Raw genomic sequence first — 21,823 nt, forward strand, 5'->3', positions numbered from 1 at the left:
CGCTATCGCTGTCCGACCCGTTCCGGCACCCGGACGGCCACCAGGATGTCGTCGGAGACGTGGGGGGTTCCGGGTGCTGCCTCCACCAGTCGTGGACGCGTCTCGTCGACCGTGACGGTCCACTCGGCGGGGTCGAGGGACTCGGCGACGGAGTGGGGGCTGTGGAAGTCCGACGGATCGAACCCTGCCCAGCGGTGTCCGGGCGACGGGGTGTGGCCGACCATGAGCAGCGTCCCGCCGGGAGCGACGGTGTCGACGAGGCGCGCGACCCCGTCCGCCGGCCCGGACCGCAGGATGCCGAAGTAGTGCAGCGTCAGCAGATCCGTGGAGTGCGGCGGCAGCGGGTCGATCAGCAGGTCCCTGGCCAGCCACGTCACACCCTCGTGCAGTCCGCGTGCCCGCTCCACGGCCACCTCGGAGATGTCGACGCCGGTGACGGTCCAGCCGCGTTCCGCCAGCCACACGGCGTCGGCGCCCTCACCCGACCCGACGTCGACGGCGCGCCCGGGGGAGAGGTGCTCCGCGTACTGGACCAGTGTCGGGTTGGGATTGCCGCTCCACCGCTTGTCCGACTCCCGGTACAACTCGTCCCAGAAGTGCCCGTCCAACGCCGGACGGGGGCGCCCTGCCTGGACCGCCTGGTCGAACTCCTCGGCGATGAGGTTCGCGTTGACGTGAGCGCCGGCGAGGGCTCCCTGCGCGGTGGAGGCGATGACCGTGGCCGACGGGTCGGTGACGTTGCCCGCCGCCCACACTCCCGCCACGGTGGTGGCACCGAAGGAATCGACCTCGACGACGTCGCCGAGTCCGGTCGCGTGCGGCACTGTGGTGAGGCCGAGCGACCCGAGAAGTTCACTGCGAGCGGTGAAGCGCAGTCCCACGGCGAGAGCGTCGACCGCGACCTCGGTCCCGTCGGCCAGCCCGACCGCACGGAGGCGATCCTCCCCGGTGAGCACCGCGGTGACCTTCTGCTCGACGATCTCGATGCCGCGCGCGGTGAATTTCTCGCGATCCTCGTCCGCCAGAGGTCCGCCGTCGGTGAAGAAGGTCAGGTCCTCTGTCCACTGCCGCCACATCGAGGCGTGATGGATGCTGAACGGCCCGGTGCTCAGGACGCCGATGCGGTGATCCTGGATCTCCCACCCGTCGCAGTAGGGGCACTGCACGACGTCCCGACCCCAGCGTTCGGCCAGACCGTCGACGGGCGGGAGCAGATCGGTGAGTCCGGTCGTCACCACGATGCGCCGCGCAGAGAAGGCGCGTCCGTCGTCCGTGGTCGCGGAGAAGTGCCCGACGTGACCGCCGAGTGCGGTGACCGTGGCGTCGACGATCGTGACGTCGTATCGCTCGAGGTCAGCTCGGCCGTTCTTCAGGTAGTCGAGCGGCGAGGTGTGGTCCCGACCCAGCACGCCGTGCATGTGCGAGGCAGGTGCGTTGCGAGGAGTTCCGTTGTCCAGAACCAGGACTCGCCTACGGGCACGGCCGAGCATGAGTGCGGCGGACAGTCCGGCGGACCCGCCGCCGAGGACGATGACGTCGGCGTCGACGTGGTGGTGTGAGGTCATGCGGACACTGTGCGCCCGAGTCTGCGGATTTGACAAACATATTTGCCGAAACTGCAATATGAGGTATGGACGACTTCGACGGTGTGATCAGTGCGATCGGTCCGCGCCTGCGCGCTCTCCGCGTCGCGGCGGACGTGACCCTGGCCGCGGTGTCCGAACGCACGGGCATCCCGGTGAGCACGCTCTCCCGGCTCGAATCGGGGCAACGAAAGCCCAGCCTCGAGCTGTTGCTGCCGTTGGCCAAGGTGTACGACGTTCCCCTGGACGACATCGTCGACGCCCCCGAGACCGGAGATCCGCGGGTGCAGTTCACGCCGGTCACGACGAACGGCGTCACCGTCGTCCCGCTGACGCGCCGGGCGGGCGGGTTGCAGGCGTTCAAGCAGATCGTCCCCGGAGATCGCTACGAGGAGAACCCGCGGTTGGGGTCTCACGAGGGTTATCACTGGATCTACGTGCTGAACGGGAAGCTACGACTCATTCTGGGCGACAAGGACCTGGTGCTGGGTCCGGGTGAGGTGGCCGAATTCGACACTCACCTTCCGCACTGGTTCGGCAGCGCCGACCGCCGGCCCGTCGAGTACCTGGGAATCTTTGGACCGCAGGGCGAACGGATGCATGTGAAGGCGACGTATTCGGGGCGCTGAGGACCTTCGTGGTCAGGGGATGTGCAGGAGGCGCCCGACGACCTCGCCCATCAGTTGCGGGGGCACGATGCCCGGCTGGGCGAGTTCCTCGACGGCCAGACCGTTGCTGAGCGCCAGGATGACGAACGTGACCCACTCCGCGGGAACGTGCAACGTCGCTCCGGAGCTCTCGGTGACGCTGACGACGGCGTCGGTGACCGCCGCCCGGAGCTGCGCCCTGTGCTCGGCGAAGCGGGCACCCACCTCGGGGTCGCGCAGGGCCCTCGACCAGTAGTCCATGAACAGCAGATGCCAGTCGCGATTGTTCGAGATCGCCTCCGTGAGACGGGTACTCAGCACCCGCTGGGCTTCCCGCAGGTCGGAGGGGAGCTCGGCGAGCAGGTCGACCGACATCCGCGCCCGACCGAGCACCTGCCGGTCCATCAGCTCGTAGAACAGCCCCTCCTTGGAACCGAAATTCGAGTAGACCGCGCCCTTGGTGAACCCGGCCTGCTCGGCGATGGCATCGAGGGTGGCGTCGGCGTACCCGCGTCGACCGAACTCTGTCATCGCGGACGCGATGATCCGCTCGCGAACCTCGCTGCGAGGGGGGCGCGTGGTCGGCTCGGTGATGTTCGGGTCGGGGGTGCTCACTCGGGAAGAGTACCGCTCGATACCGGCGGTATCGAAAACGTGGTTCGCCGTATACGGTGAGGTCATGGGGATACGAGAGTGCGATGTCGTCGTGGTCGGTGCGGGTCTCGCAGGACTGGTCGCGACAGCGGAACTGGTCGAGGCGGGCAAGCGCGTGATCCTGCTCGATCAGGAGAACGAGGCGAACCTCGGCGGCCAGGCGTTCTGGTCGTTCGGCGGGCTGTTCCTCGTGGACAGCCCGGAGCAGCGTCGTCTCGGCGTCAAGGACTCCTACGAACTCGCGCTGCAGGACTGGATGGGATCAGCCGGCTTCGACCGTCCCGAGGACGAGTGGCCTCGCCAGTGGGCCGAGGCCTACGTCGCGTTCGCGGCGGGGGAGAAGCGCTCCTGGTTGCGCGAGCGCGGCTGGAAGATCTTCCCGGTCGTCGGGTGGGCCGAACGCGGCGGCTACGGCCCCACCGGCCACGGCAACTCCGTGCCGCGGTTCCATCTCACCTGGGGTACCGGGCCGGGACTGGTGGAGATCTTCGAACGCATCGTGCGAGACGGTATCGACCGCGGCAGCGTGATCCCCGCCTTCCGGCACCGGGTCGACGAGGTGGTGGTGACCGACGGTGTCGCGACCGGTGTGCGCGGCGCCGTCCTGGAGCCGACCGACGTCGCCCGCGGCGTGACGTCGTCCCGCACCGTGGTGGGGGACTTCGAGATCCGGGCCGGCGCGGTGCTGGTGACCTCCGGCGGCATCGGCGGCAACTGGGATCTGGTGCAGAAGAACTGGCCGAAGCGCATGGGCCGCACCCCTTCTCACATGCTCTCGGGCGTACCGGCGCACGTCGACGGTCGGATGCTGGAGATCTCGCGTGCCGCGGGCGGGAACATCATCAACGAGGACCGCATGTGGCACTACACGGAGGGCATCACCAACTGGGACTCCGTGTGGCCGAACCACGGCATCCGCATCCTGCCGGGTCCGTCGTCGCTGTGGCTCGACGCGTCGGGTCAGCAGCTACCGGCGCCGCTGTTCCCCGGCTTCGACACGCTCGGCACTCTCGAACACATCGTGTCGACGGGACACGACTACACGTGGTTCCTCCTCGATCAGAAGATCATCGAGAAGGAGTTCGGACTCTCCGGTCAGGAGCAGAATCCGGATCTGACCGGCCGCGATCTGCGCAAGCTTCTCGAGCGAGTCCGTCCCGGCGCACCCGGCCCCGTCGAGGCCTTCAAACAGAAGGGCGTCGACTTCGTCGTCGCCGACACGGTGGCAGAACTGGTCGCCGGAATGAACAAGATCGGTGACGTCACGCTCGACGCCGCCGACGTGGAGAAATTGGTCGTCGCGCGAGATCGTGAGATGGACAACGACTTCAGCAAGGACCTCTCGGTCTCGGCGATCCACGCGGCGCGCAACTATCGAGGCGATCGCCTGGCGCGCATCGCCACACCGCACAAGCTGCTCGACGAGACCGGGCGTGCCGCAGCGGGTCCGCTGATCGCCGTCAAGTTGCACCTTCTGACGCGAAAGTCGCTGGGCGGGTTGCAGACCGACCTGAACTCCCGGGTGCTCCGAGCCGACGGCACGCCGTTCCCGGGGCTCTACGCGGCCGGCGAGGTCGCCGGCTTCGGTGGCGGCGGTGTGCACGGGTACCGCTCGCTCGAAGGCACATTCCTCGGGGGGTGCATCTTCTCCGGACGTGCCGCGGGACGCGCCCTGCGGCGCTAGGTGTACTGCAGCCGGGGAGTCATCCCAGCGCCCACTGCACGTTCACCGAGACGCTGACGGTCTGCTGCCCCGGCTCGATCGGCACCGCGGACGAGGCGGAACTTCTGTCGAAGCTCGGCGCCGACTCCTGGCCGGTGATGTTCTCGGTGATCGACAGGACTTTGCCTAGATCGCTTCCCGCCAGGGACGCGTACTGCTCGGCTCGGTCGCGAGCGTCCGCGAATGCCCGTGACCGAGCGTCGGCGATGAGGTCGGAATCGTCGTCGATGCGGAAGGACACGCCGGACACTCGGGTCGCGTTCCCACCTGCGCGGGTGGCGTCGCCCAGCACCGCCGACGCTCGCGACAGGTCGCGCACGGTCACACCGAGGATGTTCGACGCCCGGTAGCCGGAGATCGTGGAGGTTCCGCCCCCGAACCCGTCGGCATACTGCGGGTCGATGGACACCTGGCGGGTCTGGATGTCCGCGCGGTCCACTCCGGCAGCGGCGATCGCCTCGGTCACCGCAGTCACCGCGGTGTTCGCCTCGTCGATCGCCGTCGTCACGTCGTCCGCCGTCGTCTCGACACCGATCTGAGCGGTGAGAGTGTCCGGGGTGCCCTGGATCTCGCCGACCCCGGACACGGAGATCCCCGGCGGTGTGTCGGTGGCCGACGCACCGGACTCCCCGGTCCCGCATGCCGCGGTCGCCGCCACGACGGCCAGCAGGGCGGCAGATCCGATGACCTTCGAAGTACTCCTGGTCCACGTCATCGGGTCAGTGTCCACGACGGTCCGGGAATGTCTAGAGCGGCGTGCCCGTCTCCTCCTCCAGGGCGCGGAACTCCGTCCCCTCGCCCGCGAGGCCCGACAGCATGCCGTAGTAGATGCCGCGCGCGTCCGGCGCGACGATGGCCTGGTGGATGGGAACGGCCAGTCGCGGAGAGACGGCGCGGAGGAAGTCGATGCCCTCGCCGATCTTCATCCACGGGGCCGCTGCCGGAAGTGCCAGCACGTCGATCTCCACGTCGGGAACGAACAGTGAGTCGCCGGGATGCATCAGCTGCCCGGGCTGATCCGGCGTGCCGAGGAGATACGCGATGTTGTCGATCAGCGGGATGTCCGGGTGGATCGTCGCGTGCGTGCCGCCCGCACCCGTCACCTGCACGCCCCCGATGGAGAAGACGTCTCCCGCGTTCACGGCGGTCCACCGATCTCCGAGCTGGTCGGCCGTCTGCGGGTCCGCGTACAGCGCCGCGTCGGGGTTGGCTTCGAGGAGCGCCGGCAACCGATCGGTGTCGACGTGGTCCGCATGCTGGTGCGTGATCAGGATGGCGTCGAGGCCGGTGATGCCCTCGAACCCGTGAGAGAAGGCGCCGGGGTCGAACAGCACCGTCGATCCCGCCATCGACACCTGAATGCACGAATGTCCGAAGTGAGTCAGCTCCATGGTTCCCCAGTATGCGCCGGATTCGTGGAGTGGTTCGGGACTGGGTAAAGTGCCTGCTGGATCTGCCCTCTTAGCTCAGGAGCTCTCACGTGGCCCGTGTGGTTGTCGACGTCATGCCCAAAGCGGAAATTCTCGACCCCCAGGGACAGGCCATCGTCGGGGCGCTGCCGCGACTCGGTTTCGCCAATGTCTCCGACGTCCGTCAGGGCAAGCGATTCGAGCTCGAGGTCGGCGACGACGTCGACGATGCGACTCTCGACCAGATCGCCGAGACCTTCCTGGCCAACACCGTCATCGAGGAATGGAAAGTGACCCGGCTGTGACTCGCCTCGAAGATCGACCGGCCTCCGGCCTTCCCGCCCGGATCGGTGTGATCACCTTCCCCGGCACGCTGGACGACATCGACGCCTCGCGCGCGGTCACGCTCGCAGGTGGTGAGGCCGTCAGCCTCTGGCACGGCGACGCAGATCTGAAGAACGTCGACGCCATCGTCGTCCCCGGCGGTTTCTCCTACGGCGACTACCTGCGCGCCGGCGCCATCGCGCGCTTCGCCCCCGTCATGGATGCGGTCATCGACGCAGCGAAGGGCGGCATGCCCGTCCTCGGAATCTGCAACGGCTTCCAGGTGCTGTGCGAGGCCGGACTCCTGCCCGGCGCCCTCACCCGGAACGCCAACCTCCACTTCACGTGTCGCGATCAGTGGCTCACGGTGGAGAGCACGTCCTCGGCGTGGTCCTCGCGGTACGAGGCGGGCGCCGAGATCCTCGTTCCGCTTAAGTCCGGTGAGGGTCGCTTCCAGGCGTCCGAGGCGGTCCTGGACGAGCTCGAGGGCGAGGGACGCGTCGTGTTCCGCTACTCGGGTGACAACCCGAACGGTTCGCAACGGTCCATCGCGGGCATCTCGTCCGCCGACGGACGCATCGTGGGACTCATGCCGCACCCCGAGCATGCCACCGAGGCCCTCACGGGCCCCAGCGACGACGGCCTCGGCATCTTCTACTCTGCGCTGGACGCGATCGTCACGGCCTGACGGTCACCGCCCAGGAGTGCGGCCGCAGGTCGTTCTCCACTCCGTCGGCTGCTGCCACGATGTCTCCGGCCGGTCGAGGCACGGGTGCGTCGCCGATGTTCGCCGACAGCACCAGCGTCGTCGTGCCGTCCGTCGCGGTGAGGGTGACCGCGGTGTTCTCCAGTCCGGACACCTCGGCGTGCGCACGGTGCAGCCACGGGAACCGTCGCCGCATCGCGATCAGGGCCTGGTGGCGCCGGTAGTGCGGCCATCCGTACGGCGCCAGATCGTCGGGTGTCGCCGGGAACTCGGGTCGGATGGCATCGTCGCCACCCACCCGCTCCTCCTTGATCCCGCGGAATCCCTGCTCGTCGCCGTAGTACACCGTCGGCGTTCCCGCCACGAAGAACAGCAGCGCGGCGGCGATGTCGGCATCGTCGTCGTCGAGGGTGGACGCGATCCGGGTGACATCGTGGTTGCCGACGAACGTCGCCGGAACGAACGTGGGCAGCAACTCGTCGTGGCGCCCCAGCGCGTGGGCGAACTCGAAGAAGTTCGCGTCCTTCAGGGCGCTCCACGTCGCCTTCCACAGCTCGTACTGCGTGATCGAGTCGAGTCCGGACTCCCGCACGTACGACGAGTAGTCCCCGTGGATCATCTCGCCGACGATCCAGGCGTCGGGATGTGCCTCTCGCACACGGGGGAGCACCGCCGCCCAGAAGGCCGGTGAGACCGCGTACGCCGCGTCGAGCCGCCATCCGTCGACACCGCGGTCGAGCCAGTGCGTCATGACCTGTGCGACGTGCTCCTGCACCGCCTGCTCGTCGTGGTTCAACTCGACCAGCAGATCGTGGCCCTCGAACGTGCGCGGCCGACCGTCCTTCCAGCGGAACCACCGCCCCGCGTCCGAGTCGGGCCCGTCCTGCTCCGCACGAACGAACTGCGGGTGGCTCCTGCCGACGTGGTTGAAGACGCCGTCGAGCAGAACTCGGATGCCCTTGGCGCGTGCCGCACCGATGAGTGCGTCCATGTCGCTGTCGGTTCCCAGACGGGAATCGATGCGGAGATGGTCGACGGTGTCGTAGCCGTGGGTCTCCGACGCGAACACCGGGCCGAGTGCGAGGCCGTTGCACCCGAGCTCGAGGAGGTAGTCGAACCAGCCCTCGATCCGGTCGAGTCGGTGTTCGGTGCGGTCCACTGCCTCGGCCTCGGCGCCGACGAACCCGAGGGGGTACACCTGCCACCAGATGACGTGATCGACCCAGTCCTGCATCGCATTTCCCCCTTTCTCCCGGTCTCGGCGAGGGTTCGCCGAGCGACGGTCTGCTTGTCGGATCGCACAATTCGATTCCGGTTGTGTAGTGACTGTCACTATGAGTAACTGACGTCGGCGGACGACCGTTCGTCACCACCGTGCCAAGGGAGTCACCATGTCCTCCGACCTCACCGATCTGCTCGAACTCTTCCAGAACCTGTCCGGGATCGTCGACGCGCTCGGATCGATCTTCGACGGACTGTCCTTCTTCAGCTGACCCGATCATCCCTGTGGGGCGAACTCGGCCGAGTCCGCCCCACAGGTGTGCCCGGCGTGGAATGGCAGGAGTCGGCGTCGGATCGGGTCGGAGTCCACGCGAGGCGACAGTGCTGGTGACAATGGCTCGCCCGTGGCCCGGCGTTGCAGGTGGTGCACAAATCGACCCGTGAGTCGATTCTCGTCACCGAATCGCGACAATTTTCGGGTTGCGAGCCATTCTTTTGTGTGGATTACTTAGCAAGCGGGCAACAAGCCCACCAACCTCACAAAGGGAGCTCCTCATGACCGACCTCGCCAGCTTCGTCGACCTTCTCGGTGCACTGTCCGACATCTTCGGTGGCGCCGGAAGCTTCCTCGACGGCCTGAGCTTCTTCAGCTGAACCCTTCTCGACTCGTGATGCCGGGTCCACCCTCGTGGTGGGCCCGGCATCGCTGTCTCCGCACCCCGTCTCTCTACGATCGGTGACCATGGCGTCCCTCACCTCCGCGACCGCGGCCGGCCTCTGTTCCTTCGTCGACGCGTCCCCGTCGCCGTTCCACGTCGTCGAGACCGTGGCCTCGGAACTGGCGGCGCACGGGTTCACCGCCGTGGCCGAGACGGACGCGTGGCCCTCCGAGCCCGGCCGGTACCTCGTCGTCCGCGGTGGTTCGATCATCGCCTGGTCCACCGAACGCGCGCCCGACGCGGCGTTCCGCATCGTGGGCGGGCACACCGACAGTCCGAACCTCCGCGTCAAGCAGAACCCCGATCTCGACGTCGCCGGGTGGCAGATGGTCGCCCTCGAGCCCTACGGCGGCGCGTGGCTCAACTCCTGGCTCGACCGCGATCTCGGCATCTCCGGCCGTCTCGGTGTGCGTGACGGCGGCTCGGTGCGAGACGTCCTCGTGCGCGTCGACCGTCCCATCCTGCGCGTGCCCCAGCTGGCGATCCACCTGTCCGAGGATCGCAAGGGAGTGCACCTCGATCCGCAGAACAACGTGAACGCGATCTGGGGCGTCGGGCGATCACCCCACTCGTTCATCGGGTTCCTCGCCGACGAGGTCGGGGTGGATCCCGGTGACGTGCTCGGGTGGGAACTGATGACCCACGACCTCAATCCTGCTGCAGTGGTGGGACTCTCGGACGACCTCGTCAGTTCGCCGCGACTGGACAACCAGGGCACCTGCTACGCCGGAACCGAGGCGCTGGTCGTCGCGGCCGCGCAAGCCGACGACTGCATCCCCGTGCTCGCACTCTTCGATCACGAGGAGGTGGGCAGCATGTCGGACCGTGGCGCGTTCTCGGATCTGATGAACACCGTCCTCGAGCGCATCGTGCTCGCGCGTGGTGGCGGCCGCGAGGAGTTCCTGCGCGCGATGGCCGGGTCGATCCACGCCTCGGGCGACATGGCGCACGCGACCCACCCCAACTACGTCTCGCGGCACGAGCCCGCGCACCGCATCGAGGTCAACGGTGGCCCGGTGCTCAAGGTCAACCAGAATCTGCGCTACGCCACCGACGCCGCCGGTGCCGCGGCCTTCGCCTTGGCGTGCGAGCGAGCCGACGTCCCACTGCAGCGGTACGTCCACCGGGCCGATCTGCCGTGCGGCTCCACCATCGGCCCCATCACCGCCTCCCGCACCGGTCTGTCCACCGTCGACGTGGGTGCCGCGCAGCTCGCCATGCACTCCGCGCGCGAGGTGATGGGCGCACACGACGTCGACATGTACGCCGACGCCTTGGCTGCGTTCCTGGGGGCGTAGCGCCGGTCGGGCTGCGCTGAGTGCCACCTGGTGCCGCCGGGCCGGGCGGTGGGTACGGGAACCCCGTCGATTCGGCCGACGAATCCTGAAGCCGTACAGGGCCCGGCGGGGGAGACTGGCGGGATGGAGATCGCGCAGTGGTGGCCGGCCGTCACGGCGGAGACTCGGGACTGGCTGGTCGAGCACAACGGTGAGCCGCTCCCGTCCGCCGTGAGGGACGACGTGCTGCGCGTGAACGGCGATCTCACCGACCCGTCGTGGTGGGCCGGTGAGTCCGTCGACGGGTCGTCCGAGCTGACGGACGCGGCGACGGACTGGATCGAGTCCGCGGCGAACGAGGGGTGATGAGTTCCGGCGTCCGGCATGGTCTGTCCCGCAGTGATCGGCGACCGGCGCCGGTTCTTCACGAGGGCGGTACACGATGCGTGCGGTGACGGCAGGGCTCTTCCACTCGGTGGACGGTGTGGTCGAGGCTCCCGACCAGTGGCAGTTCGACAGTTTCGACGACGAACTCGGCCAGTCCATGGGCGGGTTCATGAGCAGGACGACCACCGCCGTCATGGGTCGGGTCGCCTACGAGTCGTGGTCGGAACACTTCGGCAACGCGGGGGCGGACGACCCCTTCGCCGGCTTCATCAATCCGGTGGAGAAGTTCGTCGCCTCACGCACGCTCACCGGAGATCTCGCATGGCAGAACTCGACGCTCATCGACGGCGATCCGGTGGAGTTCGTGCGTCGACTCAAGCAGACCGACGGTGGCGACATCGCGCTGGTGGGCGGCGTCTCTCTGGTCCGCCAGCTCTTCCTGGCCGGTGTGCTCGACACCCTGACCCTGATGACGCACCCCGTCGTCGTGGGCAAGGGCCAGCACCTGTTCGAGCCGGGGGATCCGCTCACTCGTCTCGTCCTGACCAACTCCCTCGTCACGAGCAAGGGCAACGTGGTCGTCGACTACGCCGTCAAGGGGGACTAGCGGGCAGGCCGGAGGCCGGTCGGGGGCTGACGAACGGGCAGGCCGGAGGCCGGTCGGGGCTGACGAACGGGCAGGCCGGAGGCCGGTCGGGGCCGACGAACGGGCAGGCCGGAGGCCGGTCGGACGGTGTCGGGTCCTGCACATAGAATGACCTCGACATTCTGCCGAGGGAAGGACCCCATCCACCGTGTCTGTCGAGTCCACTCCTCAGGTCGACGCCCTCCCCACCCCTCCGGTCGACACCGTCTCCGCTGCGGCCGGGTCGCCCGACGTCGCTCAGCCGTGGGCGGAGTTGGGTCTGAAGGAGGACGAGTACGCCCGCATCCGGGAGATCCTCGGCCGCCGTCCGACGGACGCCGAGTTGGCGATGTACTCGGTGATGTGGAGCGAGCACTGCTCGTACAAGTCGTCGAAGGTGCACCTCAAGTACTTCGGCGAGACGACGACGGACGAGATGCGGTCGGGAATGCTCGCCGGAATCGGTGAGAACGCGGGCGTGGTCGACGTCGGCGACGGGTGGGCTGTCACCTTCAAGGTGGAGAGCCACAACCATCCGTCGTACATCGAGCCGTACCAGGGTGCGGCCACCGGCGTCGGCGGCATCGTGCGCGACATCATGGCCATGGGTGCTCGTCCGATCGCGGTGATGGATCAGTTGCGTTTCGGTGCGGCTGATGCTCCGGACACGCGCCGGGTGCTCGAGGGCATCGTGCGCGGCGTCGGCGGTTACGGAAACTCACTCGGCCTTCCGAACGTGGGCGGCGAGACGGTGTTCGACGCGTCCTACGCCGGCAACCCGTTGCTCAACGCGCTGTGCGCCGGAGTGATGCGTACCGAGGATCTGCACCTGGCGTTCGCGTCGGGCTCGGGCAACAAGATCATCCTGTTCGGTGCCCGTACGGGCCTCGACGGGATCGGCGGCGTGTCGGTGCTGGCGTCCGAGACGTTCGACGAGAAGCAGGGCCGACGCAAGCTACCCGCGGTGCAGGTGGGCGACCCGTTCACCGAGAAGGTGCTCATCGAGTGCTGCCTCGAGCTCTACCAGCAGAAGCTCGTGGTCGGTATCCAGGACCTCGGCGGTGCCGGATTGTCCTGTGCCACCTCCGAGCTCGCTTCGGCGGGTGATGGCGGTATGCACATCGCCCTGGATCGGGTTCCGCTGCGTGCGACCGGGATGACGCCGGCGGAGGTGCTGTCCAGCGAGTCGCAGGAACGCATGTGCGCCGTGGTGGCACCGGAGAACGTCGACGCCTTCATGGCGGTGTGCGCCAAGTGGGACGTGCTGGCGACCGACATCGGCGAGGTCACGGACGGTGAGCATCTCGAGATCACCTGGCACGGCGAGGTCGTCGTCGACGTGCCGCCCAAGACGGTGGCCCACGACGGTCCCGTCTACGAGCGTCCCGTGCAGCGGCCCGCGAGCCAGGATGCCCTGGTGGCGAACACCACCGAGGGTCTGCCCCGTCCGACCACAGGCGTGGAACTGCGCGAGACCCTGCTGCAGATGATCTCCTCCCCCCAGCTCTGCAGTCGGCGGCTCATCACCGAGCAGTACGACCGGTACGTCCGCGGCAACACCGTGCTCGCCGAGCACGCCGATGCCGGTGTGGTGCGCATCGACGAGAAGACCGGCCGCGGAATCGCTCTCGCGACCGATGCGTCCGGCCGGTACACCGCGCTGGATCCGTACCGCGGTGCGCAGCTGGCTCTGGCCGAGGCGTTCCGCAACGTCGCGACGACGGGCGCCACGCCGAAGGCCGTCACCAACTGCCTGAACTTCGGGTCGCCCGAGGATCCGGGTGTCATGTGGCAGTTCCAGCAGGCGGTACGCGGCCTGGCGGACGGCTGTGTGCAACTGGGCATTCCGGTCACCGGCGGAAACGTCAGTTTCTACAACCAGACCGGGTCGACGCCGATCCTGCCGACCCCGGTGGTGGGTGTGCTGGGTGTCCTCGACGACGTCCACCGCCGCATCCCCACGGGCATCGGCCTGGAGCCGGGCGAGACCCTGATCCTGTTGGGTGACACGCACGACGAATTGGACGGCTCGATCTGGGCCCAGGTCGTCCACGACCATCTCGGTGGTGTTCCGCCGCAGGTGGATCTGGCTCGCGAGCAGTTGCTGGCCGACATCCTCACGGCGTCGAGCCGCGACGGTCTGGTCACCGCGGCGCACGACCTGTCCGAGGGCGGGCTCGCGCAGACCGTCGTCGAGGTCGCGCTCGCCGGCGAGACCGGGTGCCGCATTCTGCCGCCCGAAGGAACAGATCCTTTCGTCACCTTGTTCTCGGAATCGTCCGGGCGGGTACTCGTTGCTGTCCCTCGGACCGAGGAGACCAGGTTCACGGGGATGTGCAGCGCGAGGGGGATGCCATGGACGCGTATCGGGGTGGCCGACGAAGGGTCGGACGAGGTGGAGTTCCAGGGACTGTTCAGTGTCCCGTTGACCGAACTCCGCGAGGCGTACGAGGGGACGCTCCCGGCGCTCTTCGGCTGACCGACCTTCCCGGCACCGGCACCGGCACCGGCACCGTCCGATGACCGACACCGATACTCGGTCGTCGGACGAACTGCAGCGCCCCCACAGTTTCGAGGAACTGCCGGCGTACGTCCTGAGCTCGGCGACCCGCACGGTGCGCAAGCACCCCGCGTGGATCTGGGCGTGGGGTCTGCTGCGGCTCGACGTCACCGGCATCGCGTTCGGCGCCCTGTTCTTCTGCTGGTCGCTGACGCCGTCACTGCTGCCACGCGGCTGGCTGTTCCAGGGCATTGTCAGCGGCATCACCGCGGCCATCGGGTACGGGCTGGGCGTCGCTGTCGGCTGGATTCTCCTGCGCACGGTGCTTCGTCAGCAGCCGTGGTGGCCGCTGCCGATCCGCGTGGAGCGCGCACTCCTGGTCGCTGTCCCGGTGATCGCGACCGTCGCCGGAGCGGTCATGCTCTACGCCTCTGCGGACTGGCAGCGTCAGCTCGCCGCGCTCATGGGCGCCGAGGGGCTCACGTCCACGGGGTTCATCCGCACCGGCATCATCAGTTTCGCGGTGTGCGCCGCGCTCATCGGCCTGTGGCGGGTCATCCGGGACATCCGCCGCTTCGTCGTGCGCTCGATCCTGCGTCTGATCCGACTCCCGCAGTGGGTGGCCAACCTCGTGGGGTTCCTCCTCGTCGTGACGGTGCTCGTCACACTGGTGCAGGGTGTGCTGTTGCGCGGCACCATGACCGTCGCCAACTCGGTCTTCAGCACTCAGAACAGCAACACGCGTGAGGGTGCCGAACAGCCGACGGTGCCCGAGCGTTCCGGTGGTACCGGCTCGCTCGTCGGCTGGGACACACTGGGATTCGAGGGCAGGAACTTCGTCTCGGGTGGATTGTCGGCCGACGAGATGACCCGAGCGACCGGCCGCACGGGCATGGAGGCGATCCGCGCGTACGTGGGACTCGAGAGCGCGGAGACGGACGAGGAGCGCATGAATCTCCTGGTACGCGAACTCGATCGAACCGATGCGTTCTCCCGCAAGGCCATCGTCGTCATCCCGACCACGGGAACCGGGTGGGTCAATCCCACCGCAGCTCGGGCCGTGGAACTGATGTACGACGGGGACGTCGCGCTCGTGGCGTCCCAGTACTCGTACCTTCCGAGTTGGATCTCTTTCCTCGCCGATCGCGAGAAGGCGGCGGCCGCGGGGAAGTTGCTCATCGACACCGTGCACCAGCGATGGGAGCAGGAGCCCGAGGCGACCAGGCCCAAGTTCTACGTCTACGGCGAGAGTCTCGGAACCCAGGCCGGCGAAGGCGCGTTCGCGGACATCGCCGACATCCGGGACACCGTCGACGGAGTGCTGTGGGTGGGCCCGCCGAACTCCAATCGCATCTGGGACACCTACGTCAGCCGACGCGATCCGGGAACCACCGAGGTGGAACCCGTCTACGCCGGCGGACTGCTGATGCGGTTCGCCGACAGCACCCGGGACGTCGAGGCGCTGAGCGGGGACTGGCCCTACCCGCGCGTGCTGTACATCCAGCACCCGTCCGACCCCATCGTGTGGTGGACGCCGGATCTGATCTTCCAGCGTCCGGATTGGCTCGCCGAGCCGCCCGGGTACGACCGACTGCCCAGCATGCGGTGGTTCCCGTTCGTCACCTTCTGGCAGGTGAGTGCCGACCTCACGAACGCGGCCGGCGTGCCGGACGGGCACGGCCACAACTACGGGACGACGGTGCTCGACGGCTTCGCCGCTGTGGCCGCCCCCGACGGGTGGACGCAGGCCGACACCGAACGCATCCGCGTCGTCATGAACGAGTACGCCGACGCCGACGGTCCCGAGAAGTGACCGGACTGGCCCGATGGGTGCTGTTCGACATCCCCATCGGGACAGTGCTACCCGAGGAATTCCTGTTCCGCGGCGTCGTCGACACCGTGGCCACCGCCGTGGTGGGTCCCCGTGCCGCACTGGTGGTCGGCTCCACGGCATTCGGGGTCTGGCACTGGTACGACTCGGGCAGGTCGGTGCCCGTCGTCCTGTTCACCGGGGCGGCCGGCGCACTGTTCGTCGAGTCGAAGCGGCGAACCGGCACCATTCTGACGCCCATGGCACTGCACTGGGCCGCCAACTCGGTCGGTGCGATCGCATCGACGTGGTGGCGCTCTACTCGAGGTGACAGACCGCCTCGAGGTTGAGGCCGTCGGGGTCGTACACGAAGCCGCCGAAGTAGTTCTCGTGGTACTCGGGGCAGACGCGCGGAGACAGCTTGTCCCGTGCGCCCGCCGCAAGGGCCGCGGCGTAAAACGCCCGGACGACGTCACGGGTGGGTGCCGAGAACGCCACGTGCAGTGCGGGATCGACGGTGCTTCCCTGGACGAGCCAGAAGAACGGCTTGCGGCCACTGCCGAATCCGACCATGCGGACGTAGTCGTCGTCCGGCCCGCCGGTGAAGTCGAGCAGCTTCTCGATACCCAGTACCGCGAGGGCCGGCACATAGATCGCGAGTGAGCGGTCGACATCCGTGACCGTCACGTTGAGGTGGTCGATGGTCGATCCTTGATAGAGATTCGGTGTCATGGAGACAGTGAAGCGTCCATCGCGGACAGCGGCAGTCCTCGTTGATCAGACCGTGCCTCAGCATCCGCAAGTCTCACGAATCGACGGGATCCCGTCGATCAGAGCGACCTGTGGACGGTGAGGCACGGCTCGGGGCACACCGCGCTCGGTGAGACACTGAACGGCGTGGCACCCTCGAAACCCGTCGACCCGGCCGAGCTCCGGAGCGCACTGCAGACCGTGTCTCCGTGGCTCGACGACCCCGACCTCCCGAAGCCGCCGCGCGCCGATCTCGCCGCCGCGGTGCGGCTCAGTGCGCGCACCATCGAGCAGACGGCGCCGGGCTCGAGTGTCGAGGTGCGCGTGCCGCCGTTCGTCGCGGTGCAGTGCATCGTCGGGCCGCGTCACACCCGAGGGACGCCGCCGAACGTCGTCGAATGTGACCCGCGGACATGGCTGTTGATGGTGACGGGGCGCGTGGCGTTCGAGGACGCCGTCCGTGGTGCGGGCGTCACGGCCTCGGGTGGCCGCGCCGGCGAGGTGGCGCATTGGCTCCCACTCGTCCGGATCTGACCCTCACCGCCAGGGCTGTACCGGCGGCTTCACCCACAGAATCTTCTCGTCGGCGTGTGCCCGGCGGACCGCGTCGTGATCCGGGTGATCGAGCGCCCACTCCGCCTTCTCGCGCAACAGCGTCGACACCACCGTCCACGTCTCGTCGGAACTGGGTGGATTGATGTCCGCGGCCCGCGCCACCTTGCGTCGGACGTCCGCAGCCATCGCCGCGAGGTCGTCCGCAGAGATGTCGCGATCCCACAGGTACCGAGCGAGAGCGACGGCCTTGTCGCGGCGGGACTTCTCGGCCGCGTCGGAGTGGCTGTAGAAGTTCTTCTCGGCCACTACCAGCCCCAACTCCCGGCGATGCCCTTGAACGGTCCGACGACGTCGCGGGTGATCCACCCCGCGTAGAAGCCGCCCTCCTGCGGGCGTGCCACCTCGCCGTCGAGCTCGCACGTCAGGGACACGGGAGAGAAGGAGAGCGCGCCGGCGATCGGTGCGAAGGACGGGGTGGGGTTCTCGTAGCTCCACCCGCCGGCCTCGAGCACGGCGCCGTCGTCGCCCACGATGTCCCAGTAGGTGGCGGATCCCTTCCATTCGCACATCGTCGATCGCGCACTCGAGCGCCGCAGTCGGCTCTCGTGGACGTCGGCCCGCGGGATGTACCAGGTGGGCGGATGGCTGGTCTCCAGGACGCGGTGGGCCGCGTGACTGTCGGCGACGATCACGTCGCCGAAGCGCACCACGAGATGCTTCGTGGACGCCTCGAGGGCCGGCGGACGCGGGTAGTCCCACACCGATTCCTGCCCCTCGCCGGGCTGTTCGGGGGTGACGCCGTACGGAAGTCTGCTGACCATGTCTCCATCATGGCACCGCGCCGCGAGTCGTGGATCACAGCTCACCGCGGTATCGGTGCCTGCCGACGGCTTGTTGATCGCGGGGTTGCCCGTAGACTCCCCGAGTGTGCGTGCAGCGTGGCCTGCACCCCACCCCTCCCGGCTTCTAGGAGAGCGCGTCGTGACTCGTGACCCCTCGGTCCACAGCCCGAATCTGCTCGATGACACATCCGGTCCGGAACTGGACATCAACGAGAACGAGCCGCGGGAGGAATGCGGCGTCTTCGGTGTGTGGGCCCCCGGCGAGGACGTCGCGAAGATGACGTACTACGGCCTCTACGCGCTGCAGCACCGCGGTCAGGAGGCCGCCGGCATCGCCGTGGCCGACGGGTCCCAGGTGTTGGTGTTCAAGGACCTCGGTCTGGTGAGCCAGGTGTTCGACGAGCAGACTCTCGGCGCCATGAGCGGCCACATCGCCATCGGGCACTGCCGGTACTCCACCACCGGATCGACGACGTGGGAGAACGCGCAGCCCATCTTCCGCACCACCGCGGCCGGCAGCGGCATCGCCCTGGGCCACAACGGCAACCTCGTGAACACGGCCGAGTTGTCGGAGCGGGCGCGCGACGCCGGCATCATGGGCCGCCCGCGCGGGACCGGTGCCACCTCCGACTCGGACATCGTGGGCGCACTGCTGGCGCACGGCGCCGCGGACAGCACCATCGAGCAGGCGGCCATGGAACTGCTGCCGACGCTGAAGGGTGCCTTCTGCCTCACGTTCATGGACGAGCACACCCTCTACGCGGCGCGTGACCCCCACGGTGTGCGTCCGTTGTCCCTGGGCCGTCTCGACCGCGGCTGGGTCGTGGCCTCGGAGACCGCCGCCCTCGACATCGTCGGCGCCTCGTTCGTCCGCGACATCGAGCCGGGCGAGCTGCTCGCCATCGACGCGGACGGCGTGCGATCCTCCCGCTTCGCCGCGCCCGAGCCCAAGGGCTGCATCTTCGAGTACGTCTACCTCGCACGCCCCGACAGCGTCATCGGTGGCCGGTCGGTCCACTCGACCCGCGTCGAGATCGGCCGCCGCCTGGCCGAGGAGCACCCCGCCGAGGGCGATCTGGTGATCCCGGTCCCGGAGTCGGGAACGCCCGCCGCCGTCGGCTACGCGCAGGGTTCGGGCATCCCGTACGGCCAGGGCCTGATGAAGAACGCCTACGTCGGACGCACGTTCATCCAGCCGTCGCAGACCATCCGTCAGCTCGGCATCCGGCTGAAGCTCAACCCTCTCCGCGAGGTCATCCGGGGCAAGCGCCTCATCGTGGTGGACGACTCGATCGTCCGCGGCAACACCCAGCGGGCCCTGGTACGCATGCTGCGCGAGGCGGGCGCGCTCGAGATCCACGTGCGCATCGCGTCGCCGCCGGTCCGCTGGCCCTGCTTCTACGGCATCGACTTCGCCTCGCCCGCGGAACTGATCGCCAACGGCATGGACTCCGAGGACGGCATGCTCGAGGGTGTGCGGCAGGCCATCGGCGCCGATTCGCTGGGCTACATCTCGATCGAGGGCATGATCGCCGCCTCGGAGCAGCCCGCGACGCGGCTGTGCTCCGCCTGCTTCGACGGCAAGTACCCCATCGAGCTCCCCAAGGAGACCGCCATGGGCAAGAACGTCCTCGAGGGCATGTTGGCGACCGCAGCGGGCATCGCGATGCCCGCGGCCGTCGACAACGTGAGCGCTCTCTCGCGCCCCTGACACCCAGATGCTGATCCGGCTCGCGATCGCCGAGGCGATCGCGGCGGGAACGATCCGGGTGCAGTACCGGCGCTGGGCGAAGCGGCGCGTCAAGGCGGGTACGTGGATCCACACGCCGGCCGGTGTCGTCGTCGTGGACTCGATCTCCGAGTGCGACCCCGAGTCGCTCACGGACGACGATGCCCGCGCGGCGGGGGAGCCCTCGATCTCGGCCTTGCGCAAGGGGTTTCGGGGCGCCGACGGTGATCCCGTCTGGCGGGTCGAGGTGTCGTTCGGTGGCGAGGACCCGCGAGTGGGGCTGCGTGCGGACGACGATCTGTCCGACGACGACGTCGCCATGGTGACCACGAAGCTCGATCGCATGGACGAGCGTGCCGACGCGCCGTGGGCCTGGCGCACCCTCGAGCTGATCCGGGAGCGCCCGGCGGTGCTGGCGGCGGACCTCGGCGCCGTGCTGGGACTCGAACGCGACGTGTTCAAGCCGCGCGTGCGTCGGCTGAAGGCGCTGGGTCTGACCGAGAGTCTGAAGGTGGGATATCGGCTGTCTCCGCGAGGCGAAAAGCTGTTGGACATCAGGCGGTCGGACAGGTAAGTACCGGTCATGTTAAAAATTTCGTGTGGTTCGACACATGAACGACATGCGCACTCGGTAACGTGCCGTTCACCGAACCACCGGAACGACCCGGCCGGACGGGACGCGACGCGCGCTTCCGACACCGCGGGCCCAGACTCACGAAGGACATCCACACCATGAGCGTGCCCTCCCGAGGACGCACGGCGCGGCGCACCGCAGCCGTGTCCATCCTGTCCGTCGCGGCTCTCACCGCGGCAGCGTGCGGCTCCGGCCGCACCGACGACGGCGGCGGCGCAGGCGGTGAGGGCGGCGGCGAGGCGCTCGTCGTCGGCACCACCGACCAGGTCTACTCGCTCGATCCTGCCGCCTCGTACGACAACGGCTCGTTCACGATCATGAACCAGGTCTATCCGTTCCTGATGAACTACGCCCCCGGCAGCGACGAACTGCAGCCCGACGCCGCCGAGAGCTGCGAGTTCAGTCAGCCGACGGTCTACACCTGCACGCTGAAGGACGACCTGACCTTCGCCAACGGCCACGCGCTGACCAGCGAGGACGTCAAGTTCTCGTTCGATCGCATCGTGTCCATCAACGATCCCAACGGCCCGTCCTCGCTGCTGGCCAACCTGGACTCGGTGGCCGCGCCGGACGACAAGACCGTCGAGTTCACGCTGAAGGCCGCGAACGACCAGACCTTCCCCCAGGTTCTCGCCACCAACACCGGGCCCATCATCGACTCCGAGGTCTTTCCGGCCGACTCGATCATGGACGACAACGCGGTCGTGGCGGCCAAGCCCTTCGCCGGCCCCTACTCGATCGACAGCTACGAGAAGAACTCCCTCGTCAGCTTCTCCGCCGCGGCGGACTACAAGGGCGTGCTGGGCGAGCCCAAGACCGGATCGGTCACCCTGCGCACCTACACCAGCGCGGACAACCTCAAGCTCGACATGCAGAACAAGTCCATCGATGTCGCGTGGCGTTCGCTGACCCCGACCGACATCGAGTCGCTCGACCAGGTGGACGGCCTCACCGTCCACGAGGGCCCCGGCGGCGAGCTCCGCTACATCGTCTTCAACCAGAACACGATGCCCGGCGGCACACCCGAGCAGAAGCTCGCGATCCGCAAGGCCATGGCCGCCTCGGTGGACCGTGACGCACTGTCGGAGAACGTCTACAAGGGCACGTTCACGCCGGCGTGGTCCGTGGTGCCCAGTGGCCTCGAGGGCGCGAACACCGCGTTCAAGGACGTCTACGGCGAGGCCCCGAACAAGGACGAGGCAGCGAAGTTCCTGTCCGACGCCGGTGTGCAGACCCCGGTCGCGGTCAATCTGCAGTACAACCCCGATCACTACGGTTCCTCGTCGTCGGAGGAGTACGCGGCGGTCAAGGCGCAGCTCGAGAGCTCGGGCCTGTTCACGGTGAACCTGCAGTCCACCGAGTGGAACACCTACAACAAGGAACGCGTCGCGGACACGTACCCCGTCTATCAGCTCGGCTGGTTCCCGGACTTCCCGGATGCGGACAACTACCTGACGCCGTTCTTCGCACCGGACAACTTCCTGCAGAACCACTTCGAGAACCCCGAGATCACTGCGCTGATCGACTCCGAGCGGACCGAGACCGACCCGGCTCGCCGCTCCGAGATCATCGGTGAGATCCAGACGCGGATGGCGCAGGACTTCGTGTCCACGCTGCCGCTCCTCGAGGGCAAGCAGATCGCGATCTCGACGGACGAGGTCCAGGGTGTCGACGAGACTCTCGACGCCTCGTTCAAGTTCCGCTTCACCCCGCTCACGAAGGGCTGAT

General features: G+C 68.1%; 22 protein-coding genes. 14 read left to right on the plus strand and 8 right to left on the minus strand.

Translation table 11 applies throughout. From position 1 onward, the window contains the following. Positions 1–2: 2 nt before the first annotated feature. Complete coding sequence (locus QRN16_RS14460; RefSeq protein WP_285187748.1) at positions 3–1,565, minus strand: bifunctional NAD(P)/FAD-dependent oxidoreductase/class I SAM-dependent methyltransferase; 1,563 nt, start codon at positions 1,563–1,565, stop codon at positions 3–5. A 65-nt stretch (positions 1,566–1,630) separates the two neighbouring features. Here QRN16_RS14460 and QRN16_RS14465 point away from each other — a divergent pair, with 65 nt between their 5' ends. Further along, on the plus strand, positions 1,631–2,212 hold the full coding sequence (locus tag QRN16_RS14465) for a helix-turn-helix domain-containing protein (protein ID WP_222627893.1): 582 nt from the start codon (positions 1,631–1,633) through the stop codon (positions 2,210–2,212). Positions 2,213–2,224: 12 nt separating this feature from the next. Here QRN16_RS14465 and QRN16_RS14470 read toward each other — a convergent pair whose 3' ends face one another. Beyond that, a complete protein-coding gene (locus QRN16_RS14470) occupies positions 2,225–2,845 on the minus strand; it encodes a TetR/AcrR family transcriptional regulator (RefSeq protein WP_285187750.1) in 621 nt (206 codons plus the stop codon). Between the two features lie 64 nt (positions 2,846–2,909). Between QRN16_RS14470 and QRN16_RS14475 the strand changes: the two genes are divergently transcribed. Continuing rightward, a complete protein-coding gene (locus QRN16_RS14475; protein ID WP_027504305.1) occupies positions 2,910–4,568 on the plus strand; it encodes an FAD-binding dehydrogenase in 1,659 nt (552 codons plus the stop codon). Positions 4,569–4,587: 19 nt separating this feature from the next. Here the strand turns inward: QRN16_RS14475 and QRN16_RS14480 are convergent, their stop codons facing one another. Both QRN16_RS14480 and QRN16_RS14485 read right to left on the minus strand, forming a co-directional pair. Beyond that, complete coding sequence (locus tag QRN16_RS14480) at positions 4,588–5,322, minus strand: SIMPL domain-containing protein (RefSeq protein ID WP_222627889.1); 735 nt, start codon at positions 5,320–5,322, stop codon at positions 4,588–4,590. 31 nt (positions 5,323–5,353) lie between these two features. Further along, entirely contained in the window at positions 5,354–5,998 is a 645-nt protein-coding gene (locus QRN16_RS14485) for an MBL fold metallo-hydrolase (RefSeq protein WP_285187753.1), read from the minus strand. An 89-nt stretch (positions 5,999–6,087) separates the two neighbouring features. On the opposite strand from QRN16_RS14485, the gene purS reads away from it, so the two are divergent. Both purS and purQ read left to right on the plus strand, forming a co-directional pair. Next, the gene (gene purS / locus QRN16_RS14490) at positions 6,088–6,321 is read left to right on the plus strand and encodes a phosphoribosylformylglycinamidine synthase subunit PurS (RefSeq protein ID WP_285187755.1); all 234 of its coding nucleotides are present in this window, start codon (positions 6,088–6,090) and stop codon (positions 6,319–6,321) included. Further along, on the plus strand, positions 6,318–7,028 hold the full coding sequence (gene purQ, locus QRN16_RS14495) for a phosphoribosylformylglycinamidine synthase subunit PurQ (RefSeq protein WP_235578796.1): 711 nt from the start codon (positions 6,318–6,320) through the stop codon (positions 7,026–7,028). The genes purS and purQ overlap by 4 nt, the downstream gene beginning before the upstream one ends. Here purQ and QRN16_RS14500 read toward each other — a convergent pair. Continuing rightward, entirely contained in the window at positions 7,018–8,280 is a 1,263-nt protein-coding gene (locus QRN16_RS14500) for an alpha-amylase family protein (RefSeq protein ID WP_285187757.1), read from the minus strand. The genes purQ and QRN16_RS14500 overlap by 11 nt on opposite strands. A gap of 729 nt (positions 8,281–9,009) precedes the next feature. Here QRN16_RS14500 and QRN16_RS14505 point away from each other — a divergent pair. From QRN16_RS14505 to QRN16_RS14530, 6 genes are all read left to right on the plus strand, one after another. Further along, on the plus strand, positions 9,010–10,284 hold the full coding sequence (locus QRN16_RS14505) for a M18 family aminopeptidase (RefSeq protein ID WP_056447496.1): 1,275 nt from the start codon (positions 9,010–9,012) through the stop codon (positions 10,282–10,284). Between the two features lie 123 nt (positions 10,285–10,407). Further along, the gene (locus QRN16_RS14510) at positions 10,408–10,629 is read left to right on the plus strand and encodes a hypothetical protein (protein WP_056446702.1); all 222 of its coding nucleotides are present in this window, start codon (positions 10,408–10,410) and stop codon (positions 10,627–10,629) included. Between the two features lie 85 nt (positions 10,630–10,714). Further along, positions 10,715–11,257, plus strand: a complete 543-nt coding sequence (locus tag QRN16_RS14515) for a dihydrofolate reductase family protein (protein ID WP_285187763.1) — start codon at positions 10,715–10,717, stop codon at positions 11,255–11,257. Between the two features lie 187 nt (positions 11,258–11,444). Further along, positions 11,445–13,754, plus strand: a complete 2,310-nt coding sequence (gene purL / locus QRN16_RS14520; protein ID WP_056446708.1) for a phosphoribosylformylglycinamidine synthase subunit PurL — start codon at positions 11,445–11,447, stop codon at positions 13,752–13,754. Positions 13,755–13,794: 40 nt separating this feature from the next. Then, complete coding sequence (locus QRN16_RS14525; RefSeq protein ID WP_285187764.1) at positions 13,795–15,588, plus strand: alpha/beta hydrolase; 1,794 nt, start codon at positions 13,795–13,797, stop codon at positions 15,586–15,588. Then, a complete protein-coding gene (locus QRN16_RS14530; protein WP_051612986.1) occupies positions 15,585–15,935 on the plus strand; it encodes a CPBP family intramembrane glutamic endopeptidase in 351 nt (116 codons plus the stop codon). Before QRN16_RS14525 ends, QRN16_RS14530 begins: the two co-directional genes overlap by 4 nt. Here the strand turns inward: QRN16_RS14530 and QRN16_RS14535 are convergent. Continuing rightward, entirely contained in the window at positions 15,904–16,317 is a 414-nt protein-coding gene (locus QRN16_RS14535; protein WP_056446712.1) for a VOC family protein, read from the minus strand. The two genes, QRN16_RS14530 and QRN16_RS14535, sit on opposite strands and share 32 nt — an antisense overlap. 165 nt (positions 16,318–16,482) lie before the next feature. Here QRN16_RS14535 and QRN16_RS14540 point away from each other — a divergent pair, with 165 nt between their 5' ends. After that, positions 16,483–16,869 carry a sterol carrier family protein gene (locus QRN16_RS14540; RefSeq protein WP_027504295.1) on the plus strand — a complete coding sequence of 129 codons (387 nt, stop codon included), beginning with the start codon at positions 16,483–16,485 and terminating at the stop codon, positions 16,867–16,869. A 3-nt stretch (positions 16,870–16,872) separates the two neighbouring features. Here the strand turns inward: QRN16_RS14540 and QRN16_RS14545 are convergent, their stop codons facing one another. Next, the gene (locus QRN16_RS14545; protein ID WP_056446715.1) at positions 16,873–17,196 is read right to left on the minus strand and encodes a hypothetical protein; all 324 of its coding nucleotides are present in this window, start codon (positions 17,194–17,196) and stop codon (positions 16,873–16,875) included. After that, on the minus strand, positions 17,196–17,711 hold the full coding sequence (locus QRN16_RS14550; RefSeq protein WP_285187770.1) for a DUF427 domain-containing protein: 516 nt from the start codon (positions 17,709–17,711) through the stop codon (positions 17,196–17,198). The genes QRN16_RS14545 and QRN16_RS14550 overlap by 1 nt, the downstream gene beginning before the upstream one ends. 160 nt (positions 17,712–17,871) lie before the next feature. On the opposite strand from QRN16_RS14550, the gene purF reads away from it, so the two are divergent. The 3 genes from purF to QRN16_RS14565 all read left to right on the plus strand — a co-directional run bounded on the left by purF (position 17,872) and on the right by QRN16_RS14565 (position 21,822). After that, positions 17,872–19,443: an amidophosphoribosyltransferase gene (gene purF, locus QRN16_RS14555; RefSeq protein WP_056446723.1), complete on the plus strand. Its 1,572-nt coding sequence runs from the start codon at positions 17,872–17,874 to the stop codon at positions 19,441–19,443. Between the two features lie 7 nt (positions 19,444–19,450). Beyond that, positions 19,451–20,035 (plus strand): ASCH domain-containing protein, encoded by a 585-nt coding sequence (locus QRN16_RS14560; RefSeq protein WP_285187773.1) that lies wholly within the window; start codon positions 19,451–19,453, stop codon positions 20,033–20,035. A 158-nt stretch (positions 20,036–20,193) separates the two neighbouring features. Further along, the gene (locus QRN16_RS14565; protein WP_056447497.1) at positions 20,194–21,822 is read left to right on the plus strand and encodes an ABC transporter substrate-binding protein; all 1,629 of its coding nucleotides are present in this window, start codon (positions 20,194–20,196) and stop codon (positions 21,820–21,822) included. Position 21,823: the final 1 nt, after the last annotated feature.

Source organism: Rhodococcus sp. MEB041 (assembly GCF_030208955.1).
GTDB lineage: Bacteria > Actinomycetota > Actinomycetes > Mycobacteriales > Mycobacteriaceae > Rhodococcoides.